Annotated in this window: 14 protein-coding genes; 2 read left to right on the top strand and 12 right to left on the bottom strand. The window is 42.8% G+C overall.

What is annotated here, in order from left to right:
* Positions 1-21: 21 nt before the first annotated feature.
* The gene (locus tag ACYVHJ_RS15345) at positions 22-1,158 is read right to left on the bottom strand and encodes a DEAD/DEAH box helicase (RefSeq protein WP_460516252.1); all 1,137 of its coding nucleotides are present in this window, start codon (positions 1,156-1,158) and stop codon (positions 22-24) included.
* A 473-nt stretch (positions 1,159-1,631) separates the two neighbouring features.
* On the opposite strand from ACYVHJ_RS15345, the gene ACYVHJ_RS15340 reads away from it, so the two are divergent.
* Positions 1,632-2,939: a S8/S53 family peptidase gene (locus ACYVHJ_RS15340; protein WP_460516249.1), complete on the top strand. Its 1,308-nt coding sequence runs from the start codon at positions 1,632-1,634 to the stop codon at positions 2,937-2,939.
* An 11-nt stretch (positions 2,940-2,950) separates the two neighbouring features.
* Complete coding sequence (locus tag ACYVHJ_RS15335) at positions 2,951-3,178, top strand: hypothetical protein (RefSeq protein ID WP_460516246.1); 228 nt, start codon at positions 2,951-2,953, stop codon at positions 3,176-3,178.
* Positions 3,179-3,433: 255 nt separating this feature from the next.
* Here the strand turns inward: ACYVHJ_RS15335 and ACYVHJ_RS15330 are convergent, their stop codons facing one another.
* The 11 genes from ACYVHJ_RS15330 to ACYVHJ_RS15280 form a co-directional block, all read right to left on the bottom strand.
* Positions 3,434-4,279, bottom strand: coding sequence for a mechanosensitive ion channel family protein (locus ACYVHJ_RS15330; RefSeq protein ID WP_460516243.1), 846 nt, complete (start codon positions 4,277-4,279; stop codon positions 3,434-3,436).
* A gap of 190 nt (positions 4,280-4,469) precedes the next feature.
* Entirely contained in the window at positions 4,470-5,930 is a 1,461-nt protein-coding gene (locus ACYVHJ_RS15325) for a DUF1593 domain-containing protein (protein ID WP_460516241.1), read from the bottom strand.
* Between the two features lie 48 nt (positions 5,931-5,978).
* Positions 5,979-7,451 (bottom strand): apiosidase-like domain-containing protein, encoded by a 1,473-nt coding sequence (locus tag ACYVHJ_RS15320; RefSeq protein ID WP_460516238.1) that lies wholly within the window; start codon positions 7,449-7,451, stop codon positions 5,979-5,981.
* Between the two features lie 89 nt (positions 7,452-7,540).
* Positions 7,541-8,965 carry a DUF1593 domain-containing protein gene (locus ACYVHJ_RS15315; protein ID WP_460516235.1) on the bottom strand — a complete coding sequence of 475 codons (1,425 nt, stop codon included), beginning with the start codon at positions 8,963-8,965 and terminating at the stop codon, positions 7,541-7,543.
* A gap of 27 nt (positions 8,966-8,992) precedes the next feature.
* On the bottom strand, positions 8,993-10,468 hold the full coding sequence (locus tag ACYVHJ_RS15310; RefSeq protein ID WP_460516232.1) for an FGGY family carbohydrate kinase: 1,476 nt from the start codon (positions 10,466-10,468) through the stop codon (positions 8,993-8,995).
* Between the two features lie 46 nt (positions 10,469-10,514).
* Positions 10,515-11,489: an ABC transporter permease gene (locus ACYVHJ_RS15305; RefSeq protein ID WP_460516229.1), complete on the bottom strand. Its 975-nt coding sequence runs from the start codon at positions 11,487-11,489 to the stop codon at positions 10,515-10,517.
* On the bottom strand, positions 11,486-13,006 hold the full coding sequence (locus ACYVHJ_RS15300; RefSeq protein ID WP_460516226.1) for a sugar ABC transporter ATP-binding protein: 1,521 nt from the start codon (positions 13,004-13,006) through the stop codon (positions 11,486-11,488). Before ACYVHJ_RS15300 ends, ACYVHJ_RS15305 begins: the two co-directional genes overlap by 4 nt.
* A gap of 1 nt (position 13,007) precedes the next feature.
* A complete protein-coding gene (locus ACYVHJ_RS15295; RefSeq protein WP_460516223.1) occupies positions 13,008-13,631 on the bottom strand; it encodes a DUF2291 domain-containing protein in 624 nt (207 codons plus the stop codon).
* Positions 13,628-14,584, bottom strand: coding sequence for a D-ribose ABC transporter substrate-binding protein (locus ACYVHJ_RS15290; RefSeq protein WP_460516220.1), 957 nt, complete (start codon positions 14,582-14,584; stop codon positions 13,628-13,630). The genes ACYVHJ_RS15295 and ACYVHJ_RS15290 overlap by 4 nt, the downstream gene beginning before the upstream one ends.
* Before the next feature lie 14 nt (positions 14,585-14,598).
* Complete coding sequence (locus ACYVHJ_RS15285) at positions 14,599-15,558, bottom strand: transketolase family protein (protein WP_460516216.1); 960 nt, start codon at positions 15,556-15,558, stop codon at positions 14,599-14,601.
* Positions 15,559-15,561: 3 nt separating this feature from the next.
* Complete coding sequence (locus ACYVHJ_RS15280) at positions 15,562-16,389, bottom strand: transketolase (RefSeq protein ID WP_460516329.1); 828 nt, start codon at positions 16,387-16,389, stop codon at positions 15,562-15,564.
* Positions 16,390-16,405 lie beyond the last annotated feature (16 nt).

Raw genomic sequence — 16,405 nt, 5'->3', positions numbered from 1 at the left:
TTGTAATGAAAAAAACTGGATCTAGAAATCCATGGTTTCGCTATCCACCATATCTATATAGCGTTTCATTTTTTTCAAAATCACCTTGAAGTGGTGGGTTTCCTCTCTAGTAACAAAAGTGATGGCCAAACCTTCTTCTTTGGCTCTGCCGGTTCGCCCAACTCGGTGCACAAAGTCTTTAGGTGAGCGGGGCAATTCATAATTAATTACATAAGGTAGCTTTAAAAAATCAATTCCTCTGGCGATCAGGTCAGTGGCAACCAGGACTGGTGTTTCTCCTGATTTAAATTGATCCAAGGCCTTGAGCCGGGCAAATTGGCTCTTTTTTCCGTGAATGGATAGGGCTGGGATTCCATTTTTTTGCAACTTACCGGCCACCTTGTCCGCCTTGATGCCGGAGGAGGTGAAGATCAAAACCTGTTTCATGTCATTTTCTTTGATCAGGTGTCTGAGCAGTGGTCCTTTTTTTTCATCACTTACAAAGTAACCGGATAAATTGATCGACTCCACGTCTTCCTCCTTATTCTCAATCTTAATGATCTCCGGATCCATCAGCAGTACGCGGTTGATTCCTGATAATTGCTCGCTTAGCGTAGCTGAAAACAACAAGTTTTGCCTTTTTTTTGGCAGCAGACCAAAAATTTCTTCCATTTCTTTATGAAAACCCAGATTCAGCATCTTATCTGCCTCATCCAATACCAATGTGGAAACTTTGGAAAGGTCTATGGCACTGGAACTGTGTAAGTCAAGGAGACGCCCGGGCGTTGCTACCAATATGTCTATTCCAAAAAGACCTTTCATCTGAGGATTGATCGAAACACCTCCATAAACTGCCATGGATTTGATGGGGAGAGGGGATTTAAGGGACAATTCTTTAAATACCTCCACCACTTGAATGGCCAATTCCCTAGAAGGAACCAAGACCAAAACTTTAGGCTGCCTGTTCTTCCTGCCCGCACTCCCACGGAACAATTGATCCAATATTGGGGCAACGTAGCTTACTGTTTTCCCTGAACCTGTTTTGGCAATCCCGAGTAGGTCCTTACCCTTGATAATAACGGGAATGGCTTGCGCTTGTATGGGCGTAGGAGTGGTATAGCCTAAGGAAGAAATATTGCCAAGTATAGAAGGGTGGAGCTTGAGTTTTTGAAAAGACATGGTTCAAATTTATAGTAAAAGGTTTAGGGCTTCAACTGACGACTAATCGTATTAAAAATAATGTTAAGCCGACCGAAAATGAGTACAGGCTACTTTTATTTTTTGCAATATTGCGAAGTATGGGTTTGCATTGTAATCCAACTGGCATGCAAATTTAAAATTAAGCAATTGAACCTGAAAAATACAATCTTTAGGCTGCCTGAATAAATAATAATCAATTCCTCACTTCTATAAGAAAGTTTTTATTGCAAGGTGTCTTATGGATTTTTTTCATTTCGTAGGTTTAAGTGGAAGTTTTTATTTGTTAATTAATACTTGATTAAACCCTGTGTTTATTGGATGGTGAGTTTAATTTATCAGTAATTCAATGAGTTAGGTGATTTTCCCTATTGAAATTCCCCGAATAAATTATTACCTTAACAAGGATTATAGTTTTTTAATTGAAGTACCTAGCCCTTTAACCAATACCCATTATGGATCCCTATTATAACAACCAAGTTGCATCAGGCCAAAAGCCTGAGTTTACCGGCAAAAAATTAGTCTTGCTTCATCCTGAAGCGAGTTTTAAAAATATAGATGAAGAAGCGAGTGGTGCTGCACTGAGGTTGGCACCTTCCGGTGAATATAAAAACAAGGAAGGCGATTATGCAAAAGCTTTTGAAGAAGGAGACGGCATCGTTTTCGAAAAGTTTAATGTTGCTGTGATCAATGCAGATCATGATGAACAGGTGAACGGCCTGATGGCAGCAAGGCAATCCTTCCAATACATGGAGCCTGAGCGTTATGTTTATACCTTGGACAGTCCCAGTCAAAGTAATTTCGGCATGCTACTGTGGAATTTTATTTGTCAGATCTTCGGGATCAAAAAACCTGAAGAAGCTCCTAAGGATCCCCCGGTGGTTGAGCCCCCGACTTTTGAAAATGATAGCAAGGCTTATTGGGCGATACATGCTTTGAATGGTATGCAAAGTCAGAAGACAGGCAAAGGTGTACATTTGGCCATTTTAGATACCGGGATGAATCTGGCGCATCCGGATTTTCAAAACCGAACGATTGTGTCCAAATCGTTTATAGCAGGAGAAGCAGTGGATGATTTAAACGGGCATGGAACCCATTGTGCAGGGATTGCTGCAGGAGGCGTAAATAGTACAACAGGTATTCGCTATGGTGCCGCAAGTGATGCTTCTCTTTATACAGGCAAAGTTTTGTCCAATAAAGGAGTGGGAAGTGATAGTGGAATATTGGCCGGTATGGAGTGGGCCGTAAACAATGGTTGTAAGGTGATCTCTATGTCTTTGGGGGCATCGGTAGGGGAAAATACCAGATATTCCAATATTTACAACGACTTGGCCAAAAGGTCCATGGAGATGGGGACGCTAATTATTGCCGCAGCAGGGAATGACAGTCAAAGGAGCCAGGGTACAATAATGCCGGTGAACCACCCCGGGAATTGCCCCAATATAATGGCAGTAGGCGCCTTGGATAAAAATTCAGCAGTAGCAAATTTCTCATGTGGAGGACTTAACCCTGATGGGGGAAGTGTAGATATTGCCGGTCCGGGGGTAGAGATCTACAGTACTTGGAAAAAACCTCAAGAATATGCAGTCATAAGTGGCACAAGTATGGCTACGCCTTATGTCGCAGGTGTGGCGGCAATGCTTTGGGAGGCATACCCTTCTGCAAGTGCGATGGAGATATGGGAAAAACTCACCGATAGTGCTAGAAATGTAGGTTTGCCGGGAAGGGATGCTGGAGCAGGTTTGGTGCAGGCACCTCAATAAATGACAAAATCATGAAAAAGAATTTTATTGCATCTGTTGAAGACAATGCTTCTGGGGATATAGAGCAGATTGCCGGCCAATTGAGGCTGCAGGGCTGTACCATCAAGCAGGTTTTAAAGTTTTCAGGAATTATCACCGGATGCAGTTCCGGAAAAGAAGCACGTCTGGAGGATTTAAAAATCTCCGGAATTAAGCATATCGAAGAAGACAGGGAGCTGGGAGCTTTGGGAGATGAGTAATGCGGTAATCAGTAATTGGTATATAGGCGATTTTCTACTCGGCATATGCAGAGGCCTATTTGTTAGGTATTGAAATCGCTACAAAATCAACCAGTTTGCTGCTGTTTCCAATTTAATCTAGCGATGCATATCAGGAATCTTCAAACAGTTTGGTTTTCTTGCGATTAAAAGCCTTATCACGAAGCAGTTTTGTTTTCTAGATCTCAGAAGAAGGGAATAGGGATCTTATTAGGGTTTGAATGAGATTGAGGGGTTTTATTGGCGGTTTTTAACTTCTACAATATCTCCGGGCAAGGTAAAGCCTTTCTCTTCCAATCCGGTAAGAACTTTAACAATGGCCCGAGAATGAATTTTTGCATCGATCTGATCGCGGTTGTAGGTATTCACCCAATAGGTTATTTTGACATTTAAGGTAGAGGAAGCCAGCTCCTTGACATATACCGTAGGTTTTTTGTCTCCGTCTAAGACTCCAGGAACGGACTGAATAAGTTCGGAAATGAGCTTTAGCGCAGCTTCATAATCTGATCCATAATCCAAACCGACGATAAAACTATAGCTCAGGTAACCATCAATGGTGAAATTAATCATTGGGTTTTTTATAATGGTGGCATTGGGAATAAAAACATCCTTGCCATCTATGGTCTTGACTTGAGTATCCCGTAGGTTTAAGGCCCTCACTTTACCGCTAAGACCGTTGATTTCCACCATGTCACCGATTTTAAAAGGCCGTTTAAAGGCCAAGAGTATACCGGCGAGGAAATTCTCCCCAATATCCTTGAGCGCAAAGCCTATTATGAAAGCAGTAATTCCGGCCCCGGCAAGCAGGCTATTGACCACACCCGTAAGCCCTAGAAAACGAAGCAATAAGGCCAAGCCAAAAACCATAACCAGACTTTTGATGGAAGCACTGATAAAGTTGGTAAGCAAGTGATCGTCTGTTTTCTTGCTTAGTCGATTACTTACTATCCTTTTTATCCACCGGGACAGGTAGATAAAAAAGATAAGGATTAGGAGGCCAACAAAGAGTGAAACAGCCATTTGTTCCACACTTTCCAGATCACCCATGAGTATTCCTCTTAATTTCTCTAAAGCTTCCTTCAAAATCTAATTATTTTGTTTGAAAGTAAATTACTTAAAAATGATGCCAATTGATAACTCATCAGTTTTTTTAGTGCAAAAATTTATGCAACAGAAAGAAATGCCTCAATCGTGTTGAATTGAGGTATTTATACAGACTTCTATGGGTCTTTTTTCAAGCTATATGATGTTAAGAGTATAATACCATATTGCCTTAATTTACCCGTATAATGGTACGTTTATACCGTGTAAGTGCAGGGGAACCATTGTCGGTAACTTCTAGAATGACATGTATAGTCCCTAGCCTTTCAGCTTTTGGAATTGTTAGTTGAGCTTTTACATTGTTTGCATTTATTATTTCAATAGGTTTTGGGGCCCTACTACCGGATTGGGTAAAACTTCCGGGTTCTCTGTAATGATACCAATTGTAGGTCAAGTCATCTCCGTCCGGATCTTTGCTTCCTTCCGCACTAAGATCAATAGTATCTCCAACTTTTGCATTGATGTAATCCAAAGATGTTAGGTTAACAACCGGAGGGTGGTTGGCTTCAGTATAGGGCTTGATTGTCCAGTCCATTCTGGCCTCAAAATCATTTTGAAAAGCTTCTCTCCAGCGATAAATGGTCGCCTTATTGCTAGTATGGTAACTCCCGTCCATTCCTAACACCTCATCCTGCGCATTTGTCCATAGGGCACGAGTTTCGGGTTCAGCAAACCATTTTTCTGTTCGCGGTTGATAGTATTCATACCTTCCTCCCCAATTGCCAAAATCAGGACGTTCAGGATTTTCCATTCCGGTATGAATCAAATGCATAAAACTTGGTGAATCCCCTTCCATTAGGTATTCCATATGTGGGTATTCCGCACCCAACGGTCCCTTGCTCCGAATGTGTTCATCAAGCCAGGGATTATCCACAATTTCAAAGTTTCCTCCTGAAAAACGCCCATGAAACTTGTCTCCGCTAATGCCTGTCCAAGTAGCATGATGATATCCTCCAAGGGGATGAATTCCCGGACTGGCAATGTAAAAGAGGTTTGGAAATGTTTTTCTAATCCAAGGGCCACTGTCATCCTGGTCAGAAATGGTATATACCCTTAGTTTGGCCACAAATTTATCCACTTCCGAAGGAGAACGGGTTTGGTTAATTTTCCATAGTGCTTGGGCAAGACAATTGGGGCCTCCCCAAACCAATACCCAAACGGGTCTGGAATCATCTGCATCCACGGATTGGATTATTAACTCTGAACCTTCAGAATCCATGCCTTCCCCAACTGCTTCCATGCCAAATTTTGGAATGCCTTCTTTAAGTATAGACAAAAGAAAATCAGTGGTAGGGTAGCCTTTCTCGTGCTTTTCTAAATTGTTCCTTACCTTATCGTAGGCAGTTAATATTTCACGAATTCTCCAGGCTGCGATTTTATTTCGTTGGTGCCGGGAAGTAGTAGCCACCAGGCCTTCTACATCCCATTGGTTGGAGTAGGTAAGGAACCTTATGAGTGACATGGCATCATCGGGTTCATTTTCTATATCTGTGAGCACGATGATTCGCTCTTTCTCCATTGCGTCTTGTGCATTTAGATCAATGCTTCCTAAAAGGATTAGGCCAATGAGGAGAAATCTGAATGTGTTAATTCTCATGGAATGAGCTGTTTTTGTTGGAAATAATTTATACATGATTAATAAGTTTAGAACAATTTGAAAGCACCTAAAATGGGCTCGTATTTACTCCTTTGCTTTTAAGATCAGAATGGCATCTTCCCATGCCGATGGAGGTGTTATTTGACGTAGCTCACCAGGTTTGAAGGCTTCTGCTTTGGCTTCCCGGCCTTCACTTGGATCAAACCATTTGGCTTCTGCAGATTTTGAAAGTGTATTTTTAACAGTGGCCTGGGATATATTGGAAAAATACACCAATAGCATTTCACCATTATCCAGTTTTACAGCTGTTTTCAGGCTTTCTCCTTCACTTTCTGAGCCCTGCATAATACTTTGATCGGGTATCCATTCTGCCCATTGATGGTCGATAAGAAAATTTTTAGCAAGTTGGGCAAACTGCACAGCCCCGGGGAAATCCAAAGCTTGTTGCCAGGTAAAACCACAGCTGTAATTTCCTTTATTTCCCCGCATGGGCCAAATTGGACCTGCACCATAGGTGTGTCCGGCCCCTCCTGCAAAAAAGGTATGGTAGACCTGGCGCCGTAAACGAACAGGAGTAATCCATCCGCAGTCATGCCCGTAGGCGCCAAACTCATAGGATCCCTCTAAGAATAAACTCGGCTTTTTAGGATGGTCCAAATTGTATTCCCTCAACATGCTTGGATACACTTTTTCAACTTCCTTCCATACTTCCACTCCATTTGCGGTCAGCCAGGCATCCTCATGAAACCAATTTGAGGAATTTATGGCGGCATCTCCATCCGGGTGATAGGTGATAAAAACTTTTTTCCAGGCAGGATTTGGTTCATTCCATTTTGCAGATTCACCGGTAACTCCATACACTATTCCTTCAGCCATGGCCCTGAAAATGGGCCGTGAATCAAAGCTTTTTTCACCTTCCTTGTACAAGCCTTTTGCATCCCCACCCAATACCCAAAGAATATGGGGTTCATTTTGGTACCTCTTGCCGAGAAATGAACCGTAGTCTTTGGCTTCCTTCGCCGTAAATTCGGTATGCGCCCCACCAAATTGACTTGAAATATATGCCCTGCCCCAATTCGGAAGTAGGGCCAGGTACATGTTCCGTTTCTTTACAGCCTGAATAATGTAATCCGCATGGTCCCAATAATCATTGGGAGTTTCAGTGCTTCCACCTGATACAATCAAGGGTTCGGATGTATTTGGCGCATCCTCACCACCTGTAAATGGCCTGTGACCATAGGCATTGGCAGCATTGTGTGGACCACTATCGATTCCTCCTCCATGGGGGTACCAAAAGGCTACGGTCTGTATGACATTGAAGCCGGTTTTCTGTCTATGGTCAAGGTACATGTCTACTTCCTCTCTGGTAAGTTGCTGAAACAAGCCCCAGCCTGTATCGGCAATCCATAAAAAGGGAGTGCCATCTTCATGGGCGATATAGTGTCCATTTGATGCTACCTCAAGTTGACCGTGGGAATCCCAAGGGGCCTGCGCAAAAACATTGACTGAAATCAACAGCAGAAATAGGGTGTAGGCTAAATGTTTGATCGGGATCATTACTTTTGGGTTTAAGTGGAATAAATGACAAAGTATTGAAAAGACCGACCCTTTAGCAATAGCTAATTTTAGGCACGGTCTAAAGAGTATCATTTTACAGTGATGATTATCCTTCGGTACCTAGTTAATTTTGGTGTTCCGATATCACTTACTTCACAGATAATATGGATGGTTTGCCCTTTTGAAGCATTTTCAGGTACAATAAAAGTAGCCTTTTCACTTTCAGAATTTCTAATAGCAATACCTTCAGGATAAGTGCTTGCCTCTTGGTGTTTCCACCATTTAAAGTTCAATTGATCTTTATCGGGATCCGTTGATAGGGAAGCATCAAGCTTGACTTTTGCACCTAGTTTTTTACTAAGGTTCGCTTTATGGCGGAGTATTACTTTAGGTTCATGGTTGGCCTCTTCAAAAGATTTTACAGCCCAATCAGCCCTAGCTGCAAAATCATTTTGCAAGGCGTCTGACCAACGCCACATGGGTTTGAAATATTCACGCCGTTGTGCAGGTGTAGTTTTGCTTCCATCGCGTAAACTTTGTCTGCCCCAAGCATTGCTACCATACCACCTCCCTTCCGGGTATTGATAATCTGGTACAGGTACAGGATCAAGCCAAGTGTTTTCACGTACTTTGACATACCTTCCGCCCCAGCCACCATTTCCAGGTGATTCCAAGCTTCTTAATCCTGTGGGGATGATGTGCAGAAAGGCAGGGGAGTCACCCTCAGAACGGAAATCGCCATTTTCCATGGCTGGATAAAGGGCTGCCAATGCACCGTGGTTTTCAAGAATATTGGCTTTCATCCATGGCCCTTCAAAATAGGGCAGCATTTCTTTGGGCTGGACCTGAGCCCATCGGTAAGCAATGGCTTCAAACTGATCAGAGATGATGGTTGGGATGTTGTATTTTCCCCATTTTGGTCGAATGTATTCCTGAAAAGTAACATCCTGTTCCCATATCAGGTAAAGGCGAATTTTATTGGCTACATATTCCATTTTTTCAGGGTGATTTTCCTCGATGGTTTTCAAGGCCCTGGCAATAGTATTTGTCCCTCCCCAGGCTTGAATCCAAATAGGGCGGTCATCTGTTTCATCCAATAGCACCTTAACAATATGGCTTGAGCCTGCTGTTACTTCGATCATCTCACCTTCAGTTTTCACATTTCCCATAAGTGTGCGTTCCCTTAGAAAAGCTGCTGTGGGGAATGCAGGGTCGTGTTTCACAAGATTTGGGTAATCCTTTTCATAGGCATCCAGATAAGGCTCAATCCAATCATCTCCGGGCCAATTATGATCCTGAGCGTGATATTGCGAACTAGAGGTAATGATTCCTTCCACATCCCATTCGTTGGCATAATAAAGAAAGCGAACAATAGAGCACTGATCGTCTATTTCTCCATCGCTGGTGACGATAACCCTTGTTTTTTCCCCTGCCTTATTTTGAGCGATTAGGTTGCTGAAGCCTAATGCAAGCAGTGCCGTTATTGCCAGTTGTATTTTGAGTTTGTTTTTCATGGTATGTTTTCTTTGTGGAGGTGAAATTTATCCAATCACGTTTTTCCATCCTTTATAGGCCTGTTTTGCTTTGTTCCTGCCATCTCCCGCCAAGGTGCTGTTGGCAGTCTGGTTAAATCCCTGGAGTTGCTCCAGACTTTCGTATATTTTTGATTGAAGTCCAGCCAAATAGGCAGCTCCTAAAGCGGAAACATCTGCAATGGCTATATTGGTGACTTTCCTTTCAAGCAGGTCTGCTAAGAATTGCAATACAAATTTATTTGCGGTAATCCCTCCGTCAATCTTGAGTTCAGAAAGTGGGGTGCCTGAATCTGCTTCCATGGCTGATATCACATCTTTTATTTGATAGGGAACAGACTCTACCGCTGCCCTTACCACATGATTTTTGGTGGAGTCAAATGAAAGCCCTTCAATGGACGCCTTCCGCTTCATATCCCAATGGGGTGCTCCTAATCCGGAGAAAGCAGGCACGATGTATACGCCACCATTGTCTGGCAAGGAATAGCATATTTCCTCTAAGTCTGCAGCATTTTCAAACAAACCAAGTTGGTTTTTAACCCATTCAATTGTGGCACCGGCTGAGACGATGATTCCTTCCAGTGCATAATCCACCCGATCTTCAGTGCTCCAGCAAATGGTGGTCACCATGCCATGCTGAGAAGTTTTTGGTTTACTTCCTATATTCATTAAAATAGAACTCCCGGTGCCGAGGGTTGCTTTTGCACTTCCTTGATCAAAACATCCTTCACCAAAAGCTGCGGCATGGGAATCCCCAATCATGGCCGAAATACTAACAGAATGACCTATTAATCCTTCAAAATTGGTGTCACCAAAATGAAAGGAAGAAGGTTTTACCTTTGGTAAATTAAGCTTTGACAAACCGAAATCCTCCAATAACTCTTCGTCCCAGCAAAGCTTGTTTAAGTCAAAGAACAAGGTTCTGGAAGCATTGGTATAATCGGTCAAATAGGACTGTCCCTTGGTTAATTTATAAAGCAACCAGGTATCAATGGTGCCAAAAAAAGCCTCTCCACTGTCTATTTCCTGTTTGATATTAGGCTCGTTTTCATACAGCCATATCACCTTTGTGCCAGAGAAATAGGGGTCAATGATTAATCCTGTTTTTTGATTGATTTTGGGTGCGAGCCCTTCGCTTTTCAATCGTTCACAGACAGGGACAGATCGTTTACATTGCCAAACTAAAGCATTGTAAAGTGCCTCACCTGCTTTGTTCCACAGGACAAAAGTTTCGCGTTGATTGGAAATGCCGCAGGCTTTGATTTTGCTTAAATCACCGTTTTTAGCCCTAAATCCTTCCAGGCATTTGCCTAATGAGCTCAATATGTTTTGATAGATTGCTTCAGGCTCCTGCTCTACCCGGTTACCATCAAGATAGTGGGTCTTTAGTGGTGCGGTCTCCTTGTGCAAAGCTTTACCTTCTTCATTAAAAATGATGGTTTTGGTACTGCTTGTTCCTTGATCTATGGCTAATATATAAGACATTTTTATTTTCGTAATGCGTTGTTGTTATGGCTGAAGCAACGCTGGTTTATTCACTTTTCTGGTTGGACTTGTCAATGATTACCGCAAGGAGAATGACTAACCCTTTAATTACTTGTTGCCAAAATGGGGAAACACTCATAAGGATCAGCCCATTGTTCAGGACTCCGATAATGATGGCACCCAACACAGTTCCCAGGATTGTTCCCCGCCCACCGGATAAAGATGTGCCTCCAATCACCACTGCAGCGATGGCATCCAACTCATAACTGAAGCCGGCGTTTGGCTGGGCAGAATCCAGACGTGCTGTCACCAAAATCCCACCTACTGCAGCAAGTATGCCGGCAAGCGCATAAACCCATATTTTAACTTTTGCTATGGGTATTCCGGAGAGGAGTGAGGCATTTTCATTGCCACCTATGGCATAGATGTACCTGCCAAACCGGGTTTTTCCAGTTAGAACTATCGCTGTGACGACCACAATTCCTGAAATCCAAACCGGCATGGGGATGCCCAAAAACCAACCTGTGCCTAAAAAACCAAAGGTCTCGCCCAAACCCGAAATCGGATGCCCCTTGGTCCAAAGCATGGTGAAACCACGTGCCATGGTAAGCATGGCTAGGGTAGCCACAAATGGTGGCACTTTAAATTTGGTAATGGTATAGCCATTGATAAATCCTAATCCACCCCCCACGAGTAAGCCGACAAGTACAGCACCAAGTACGGTGAAGCCGATGAACAAATTGATCGATGGAATGCTGATCCCATTGCTCAATAAACCAGCAGTAATAGCTCCAGAAAAGGCCAGAATGGAACCTACAGAAAGATCAATTCCAGCAGTTAAAATCACAAGGGTCATGCCCACTGAAATGCAAACATTTACCGAAATCTGACGCATGACATTCCAGAAATTGTCTGTAGTCATAAAGTTGTCTGTCATCAAAGCCAGGCACAGGCATAAAATAAACAAGGCCATGAGAGACTGAAACTGAGCAATATTTAAATTTTTCTTTATAGAGATCATTGGTTCAGGTTTTCCGGTATGCAGGCATTCATAATATTGTTTTCTGTAGCCTCTTCAATCGAGAATTGAGCAGAAATTTCCCCTTCAGCCATCACAAGTATTCTATCAGAAATGGCCAGAATTTCCGGGATTTCTGAAGAGACGACGAGAATGGAGATGCCCGATTGGCTCAACCGGGATATCAATTCATAGATTTCATTTTTAGCATTGATATCAATGCCTCGGGTAGGCTCATCCAGCATAAGGACTTTGGGAGACCGGGCAATCCATTTGCCGAGAATTACCTTTTGTTGGTTTCCACCACTTAGGTTCTTAATAAGTTGTCCTTCATTGTTAACTTTTATCTTTAGTGAGGCTACATATTTGTCATAAAGTTTTGTTTGCAAGGCACGATTGAGGAACCCATAGCTGCTTACCTGCTCCAGAACGGAAAGGCTTAGGTTTCTGCCTACAGACATATTGGGTACAATCCCGTCTTTTTTTCTGTCTTCCGGCACCAGTGCCATACCTGCTTCAATGGCCATCACCGGGTTTTTGAAAAGCATTTCTTTTCCTTCCAGTTCGATACTTCCGGTCATTCTGCGGTAGTGGAGGCCAAACATGCTTTCGCAAAGTTCTGTCCTTCCGGCACCCATCATACCATATATTCCCAATACTTCCCCTTTGTGCAAGTCAAAATGAATATTGTTAAGCAAAGGTCGGCTGGGATTGCCTGGGTTTGTTAATTGCAGGTTTTTGACTTGTAAGACTTTTTCTTCAGAGGACTTTTTTCTGGATTTTTTAATGATATTTACTGAGCGTCCAGCCATCAGATTGATCAGCATGGGGCGGGAAATGGCTGAAATCTCGCCTTGTCCGACGACTTTTCCATCTCGCAAAACAACAAAATTGTCAGCCAAGGCAAACAACTCCTCCAGCTTATGCGATATGTAGACTATGGCTTTTCCTTCAGCTTTTAACTTGTTAATTATTTCAAAGAGTACAGCTGTTTCACTTTCCCCTATTGCGGAGGTTGGTTCATCCATAAATACTACCGATGATTCGGTCAAAAGTGCCTTGGCAATTTCTACGATCTGTTGTTGACCCACCCTCAGGGAGCTTACCATAGCGGTTGGTTCTACTTCCAGTTTTAGCCTTTCCAGAAGTGCTTTGGTTTTTCGGATCATTTTATCACGGTCCAAAAATCCAAAAGCATTGACCAATTCTCTGCCCAGAAAAATATTTTGGGCTACAGTGAGGTAGGGGATAAGGTTTAATTCCTGATGGATAATGGATATGCCCATATCCTGGGCATCTTTCGGTCTGGAGAATTTGATTTCCTGACCTTTAAATAATAGCTCACCTTCGTAATCGGTGTGAATTCCCGACATGACCTTCAATAAAGTGGATTTTCCAGCACCATTTTCACCAATTAAGGCGGTGACTTTCCCTCCCTCGAGGCGCAAATCCACTTGGCTGAGAGCGGTCACCCCGGAGAACTTCTTGGTTATTTGTCGGACTTCAAGTAGCGCTGTCATGCTATTCTGTTATTTGAAGAGTAATGGGAATCACCTCAATCCGGCTAAGTTTTAGGTGCGCTTTATTGAGCTCAATCGCCCCCTCAAACCTTACCTTATCTCCTATTTTTACTTTAGACCTGAATTCCCGGATAAGCTCCTTTCGAATTTTTTCATTGATTGATTCAGAGATGCTGTTGAAATCAGAGGAGTTGTCATAATCGTTTAACTTGACTAAACCTGAAGCATCTCGGATGGCATTTCCATACACAAATTCCGTTTCCACTTCAATCACATGGCTTCCCACTTGCAGCAGGACATTGTTGTTATTGACGGCTGTAACCAGACCTACTCCTTGGACCCTGAAATAGCCGATATTCCCAATGCCCAGTGCGTACCCATAAGTTTCAAAGGCAGCAACCGTATTTTGCTCCAGGCTATCTATTAAAAGCGTAATGTCTGGTGCATCTTTATAGACCATCCTTAATTCATTGCCCCAAATGCCTTCTACATAGGCTTTTGCATCAAAACTTATTTCATTTCCATCTGCCAGTTTTTTATCCAGTGGCTGAAAATAGACGGAGTTATATCCCAATAGACCTATGACAAGTATTCCAATGCTGTATTTAATTGCTTTCCTGTTCATTTGCTTCCGTAGGCTTGGTAATCCATTACATTTTCCTGGTTGACCATTTCCACGGTTACAGGTACCTTTTGGGCAAAATCCCGCTTTCCATCAAAATAGGATAATGCGTATTCCGCTGCTGTCCTGGCGATCAATTTGGGAAATTGCATGCCTGTGGCCAGTATTTTCTTGTCTCTGATGGAATTGATAACATCGCTAGCACCATCAAATCCAAAAACCATTACCTGGTCTGCTTTACCTGAGGAAATAAGTGCCTGATAAGCCCCCATGGCCATGGCATCATTGCCACAAAATACCCCCTTGATGTCGGGATGCACCTGTAATATGGATTCCATAACTTCCATGGCTTTGTTTCTGTCGAAATCTGCATTTTGCTGGGCAACCATTTGAAGTTCGGGATAATTGTCGACCACAGAATGGAATCCTTTGGATCTGCTCCATGTATTATTGTCGCCAACTAAGCCTAGTATCTCAACATACTTGCCCTTTTTATTGAGCTTTTCAACGAAGTACTTCCCAATGGCTACGCAGCCGGCATAGCTGTCTGAAAGAATCTGACTTGTGGCTGCATCCGTTGCATTGATCTCTCGGTCCATGCAAAATACCGGCACCCCCTTTTCTTTGGCGATCCTTACATTGGCAATTGAGCCATCTGCATCTGTAGGGTTGAAAAGTATGGCGTCATATCCTGAAGAAACAGCGTTTTCAAAATGATCTGTTTCTAGTGCGGTATTGTTTTGGGAATCAAAAATAGTTGCCTCAAATCCCAATTCGGTAGCACGATCTGCGGCTGTTTCTGCCAATACTACAAACCAGGGATTGTTAAGAGTGGACACAATTACGGCCACCTTTTTAGGTTGATCCAAGGCGTGTTCATCAGGTCCTCCGCAGCCATTTAAAATCAATGCTACTGCAAAAAAGCAAAGCATTTTTAAGGGGTTGAAATTGGTCATTTTGGGTTTGGGTGTTAATTTTTTAAGACGAATGCTGCTTTCGCTACTATGCCATCACAGGAAATCCCGTAATGCTTAAAGATCTCATTTTGAGAACCTGTCACAGTATACTCATCAGGAATACCCATAATATGGAATGGGTTTCTTGCCCCTTGTTGAAAGAGGTAGGAAGCACAGGCTTCTCCTAAGCCTCCGTTTACCATATGTTCTTCTACTGTGATTATTGGTTTCCCAACTTTGGCTAAATCATCCAGAAGCTCTGTATCTAAAGGTTTAATGGTGTGCATGCTGATAACCTTGGTAATAATCCCATGCTGCTGTTCCAAAACCTCGGCTGCCTGCCATGCGTGTTGTACGGTTTCACCATTGGCAATAATGGTAAGGTCAGCACCTTCGCGGATTACTCTTCCTTTGCCAAATTCGAATGTTTGGTTTTTTTCACTCAAGAAGGGTACGCTTTTTTTACCAAAGCGAAGGTAAATCGGTTGTTTAAGATTGGCGGCTAAACGCACCGCCTGTTCAGTTTCGAAGTTGTCCGCTGGCACCACAATGGTGATATTGTTGATGGCCCGAAGCACGGCAAAGTCATGAAGGCTATGATGTGTGGTGCCTAATGCACCGTAGCTTACACCAGCACTTATTCCTACCAATTTCACGGGGTTATCAGAATAGGCCACATCGTTTTTGATTTGTTCCAGTGCTCTTGCTGTAAGGAAACAAGCAGGTGAAACAGCAAAAGGTTTCTTTCCTGCAGAAGCCAGGCCAGCGGCTACGCCTACAAGATTTTGTTCAGCAATACCAACCTCTACAATCTGGTTTGGGTATTTCCTTCCAAAAGGAACCAGTTTTCCCGAACCACGGGAGTCACTCGTCACGGTAATGATCGAGGGGTCCGCAGCAGCTAAGTTTTCAAGGGTTTCAGCAAAAACTTCTTGGTTTGCTCTACCCATTTTTAAATTTTTATTCAGTTCCATGATCTATGAGATTAATGCCTCAGCCGCGTCTAGTTCTGATATAGCCAATTCGTATTGTTCGGGGCTTGGGACGCCATGGTGCCATTTCAAAACGCTTTCCATATAACTCACCCCTTTTCCTTTGACTGTATGGGCAATGATGAAATTTGGTTTACCAATATTGTAGGGGCCATTGTTTAATGCTTCTGTCAGTTCTTTTAAATTATGACCATCAACCTCTTTCACAGACCAACCAAAAGCTTCCAATTTTTCCTGAAGGGAATCAGTATTCATTACTTCCTGATTTGAACCGGTGATTTGCTGTTTGTTATTGTCCAAAATCGCGTATAGGTTGTCCAATTTATAATGCGATGCGGAAAGAAATGCTTCCCAGTTGGAGCCTTCAGGCAATTCACCATCTCCTAAAAGCGTAAATACCCGGTGTTGCTTTTTGTCCAGTTTGGCTGCAATAGCCTCTCCGACGCAGATAGGTAAACCATGGCCCAAAGCTCCGGTATTTTGCTCCACTCCATTGACTTTTTTTGTAGGGTGGCCGATATAGTGAGATTGGTACTGACAAAGCGTTTCCAGATCTGATTCAGGGAAAAAACCTCTGTCTGCAAGCGTGACAAACAAGGCTTCTACGCAATGTCCTTTACTTTGAATATAGCGGTCTCTATCGGGGTTTCTGAAATCTTTTGTGTCTACATTAAGTACTTTATTGTACAATACATTCAATATGTCCACACAAGACAAGCTACCTCCGGTATGTCCGGCTTTTGCTTTGTAAATGTATTTGAGAATGTTTTTTCTCAGCAATACTGACTTTTTTTCCAAATCTTTATCTGACATCATTGTTTTCTCTTCG

This window comes from Cyclobacterium sediminis, from assembly GCF_054781075.1.
This window is presented reverse-complemented; position numbering and strand designations above follow the sequence as displayed.

Excerpts from the sequence above, each read along its gene's own strand:
- ACYVHJ_RS15345 (WP_460516252.1), bottom strand. The coding sequence starts at position 1,158 with ATGTCTTTTCAAAAACTCAAGCTCCACCCTTCTATACTTGGCAATATT.
- ACYVHJ_RS15340 (WP_460516249.1), top strand. The coding sequence starts at position 1,632 with ATGGATCCCTATTATAACAACCAAGTTGCATCAGGCCAAAAGCCTGAG.
- ACYVHJ_RS15335 (WP_460516246.1), top strand. The coding sequence starts at position 2,951 with ATGAAAAAGAATTTTATTGCATCTGTTGAAGACAATGCTTCTGGGGAT.
- ACYVHJ_RS15325 (WP_460516241.1), bottom strand. The coding sequence starts at position 5,930 with ATGTATAAATTATTTCCAACAAAAACAGCTCATTCCATGAGAATTAAC.
- ACYVHJ_RS15320 (WP_460516238.1), bottom strand. The coding sequence starts at position 7,451 with ATGATCCCGATCAAACATTTAGCCTACACCCTATTTCTGCTGTTGATT.
- ACYVHJ_RS15315 (WP_460516235.1), bottom strand. The coding sequence starts at position 8,965 with ATGAAAAACAAACTCAAAATACAACTGGCAATAACGGCACTGCTTGCA.
- ACYVHJ_RS15310 (WP_460516232.1), bottom strand. The coding sequence starts at position 10,468 with ATGTCTTATATATTAGCCATAGATCAAGGAACAAGCAGTACCAAAACC.
- ACYVHJ_RS15305 (WP_460516229.1), bottom strand. The coding sequence starts at position 11,489 with ATGATCTCTATAAAGAAAAATTTAAATATTGCTCAGTTTCAGTCTCTC.
- ACYVHJ_RS15300 (WP_460516226.1), bottom strand. The coding sequence starts at position 13,006 with ATGACAGCGCTACTTGAAGTCCGACAAATAACCAAGAAGTTCTCCGGG.
- ACYVHJ_RS15295 (WP_460516223.1), bottom strand. The coding sequence starts at position 13,631 with ATGAACAGGAAAGCAATTAAATACAGCATTGGAATACTTGTCATAGGT.
- ACYVHJ_RS15290 (WP_460516220.1), bottom strand. The coding sequence starts at position 14,584 with ATGACCAATTTCAACCCCTTAAAAATGCTTTGCTTTTTTGCAGTAGCA.
- ACYVHJ_RS15285 (WP_460516216.1), bottom strand. The coding sequence starts at position 15,558 with ATGGAACTGAATAAAAATTTAAAAATGGGTAGAGCAAACCAAGAAGTT.
- ACYVHJ_RS15280 (WP_460516329.1), bottom strand. The coding sequence starts at position 16,389 with ATGTCAGATAAAGATTTGGAAAAAAAGTCAGTATTGCTGAGAAAAAAC.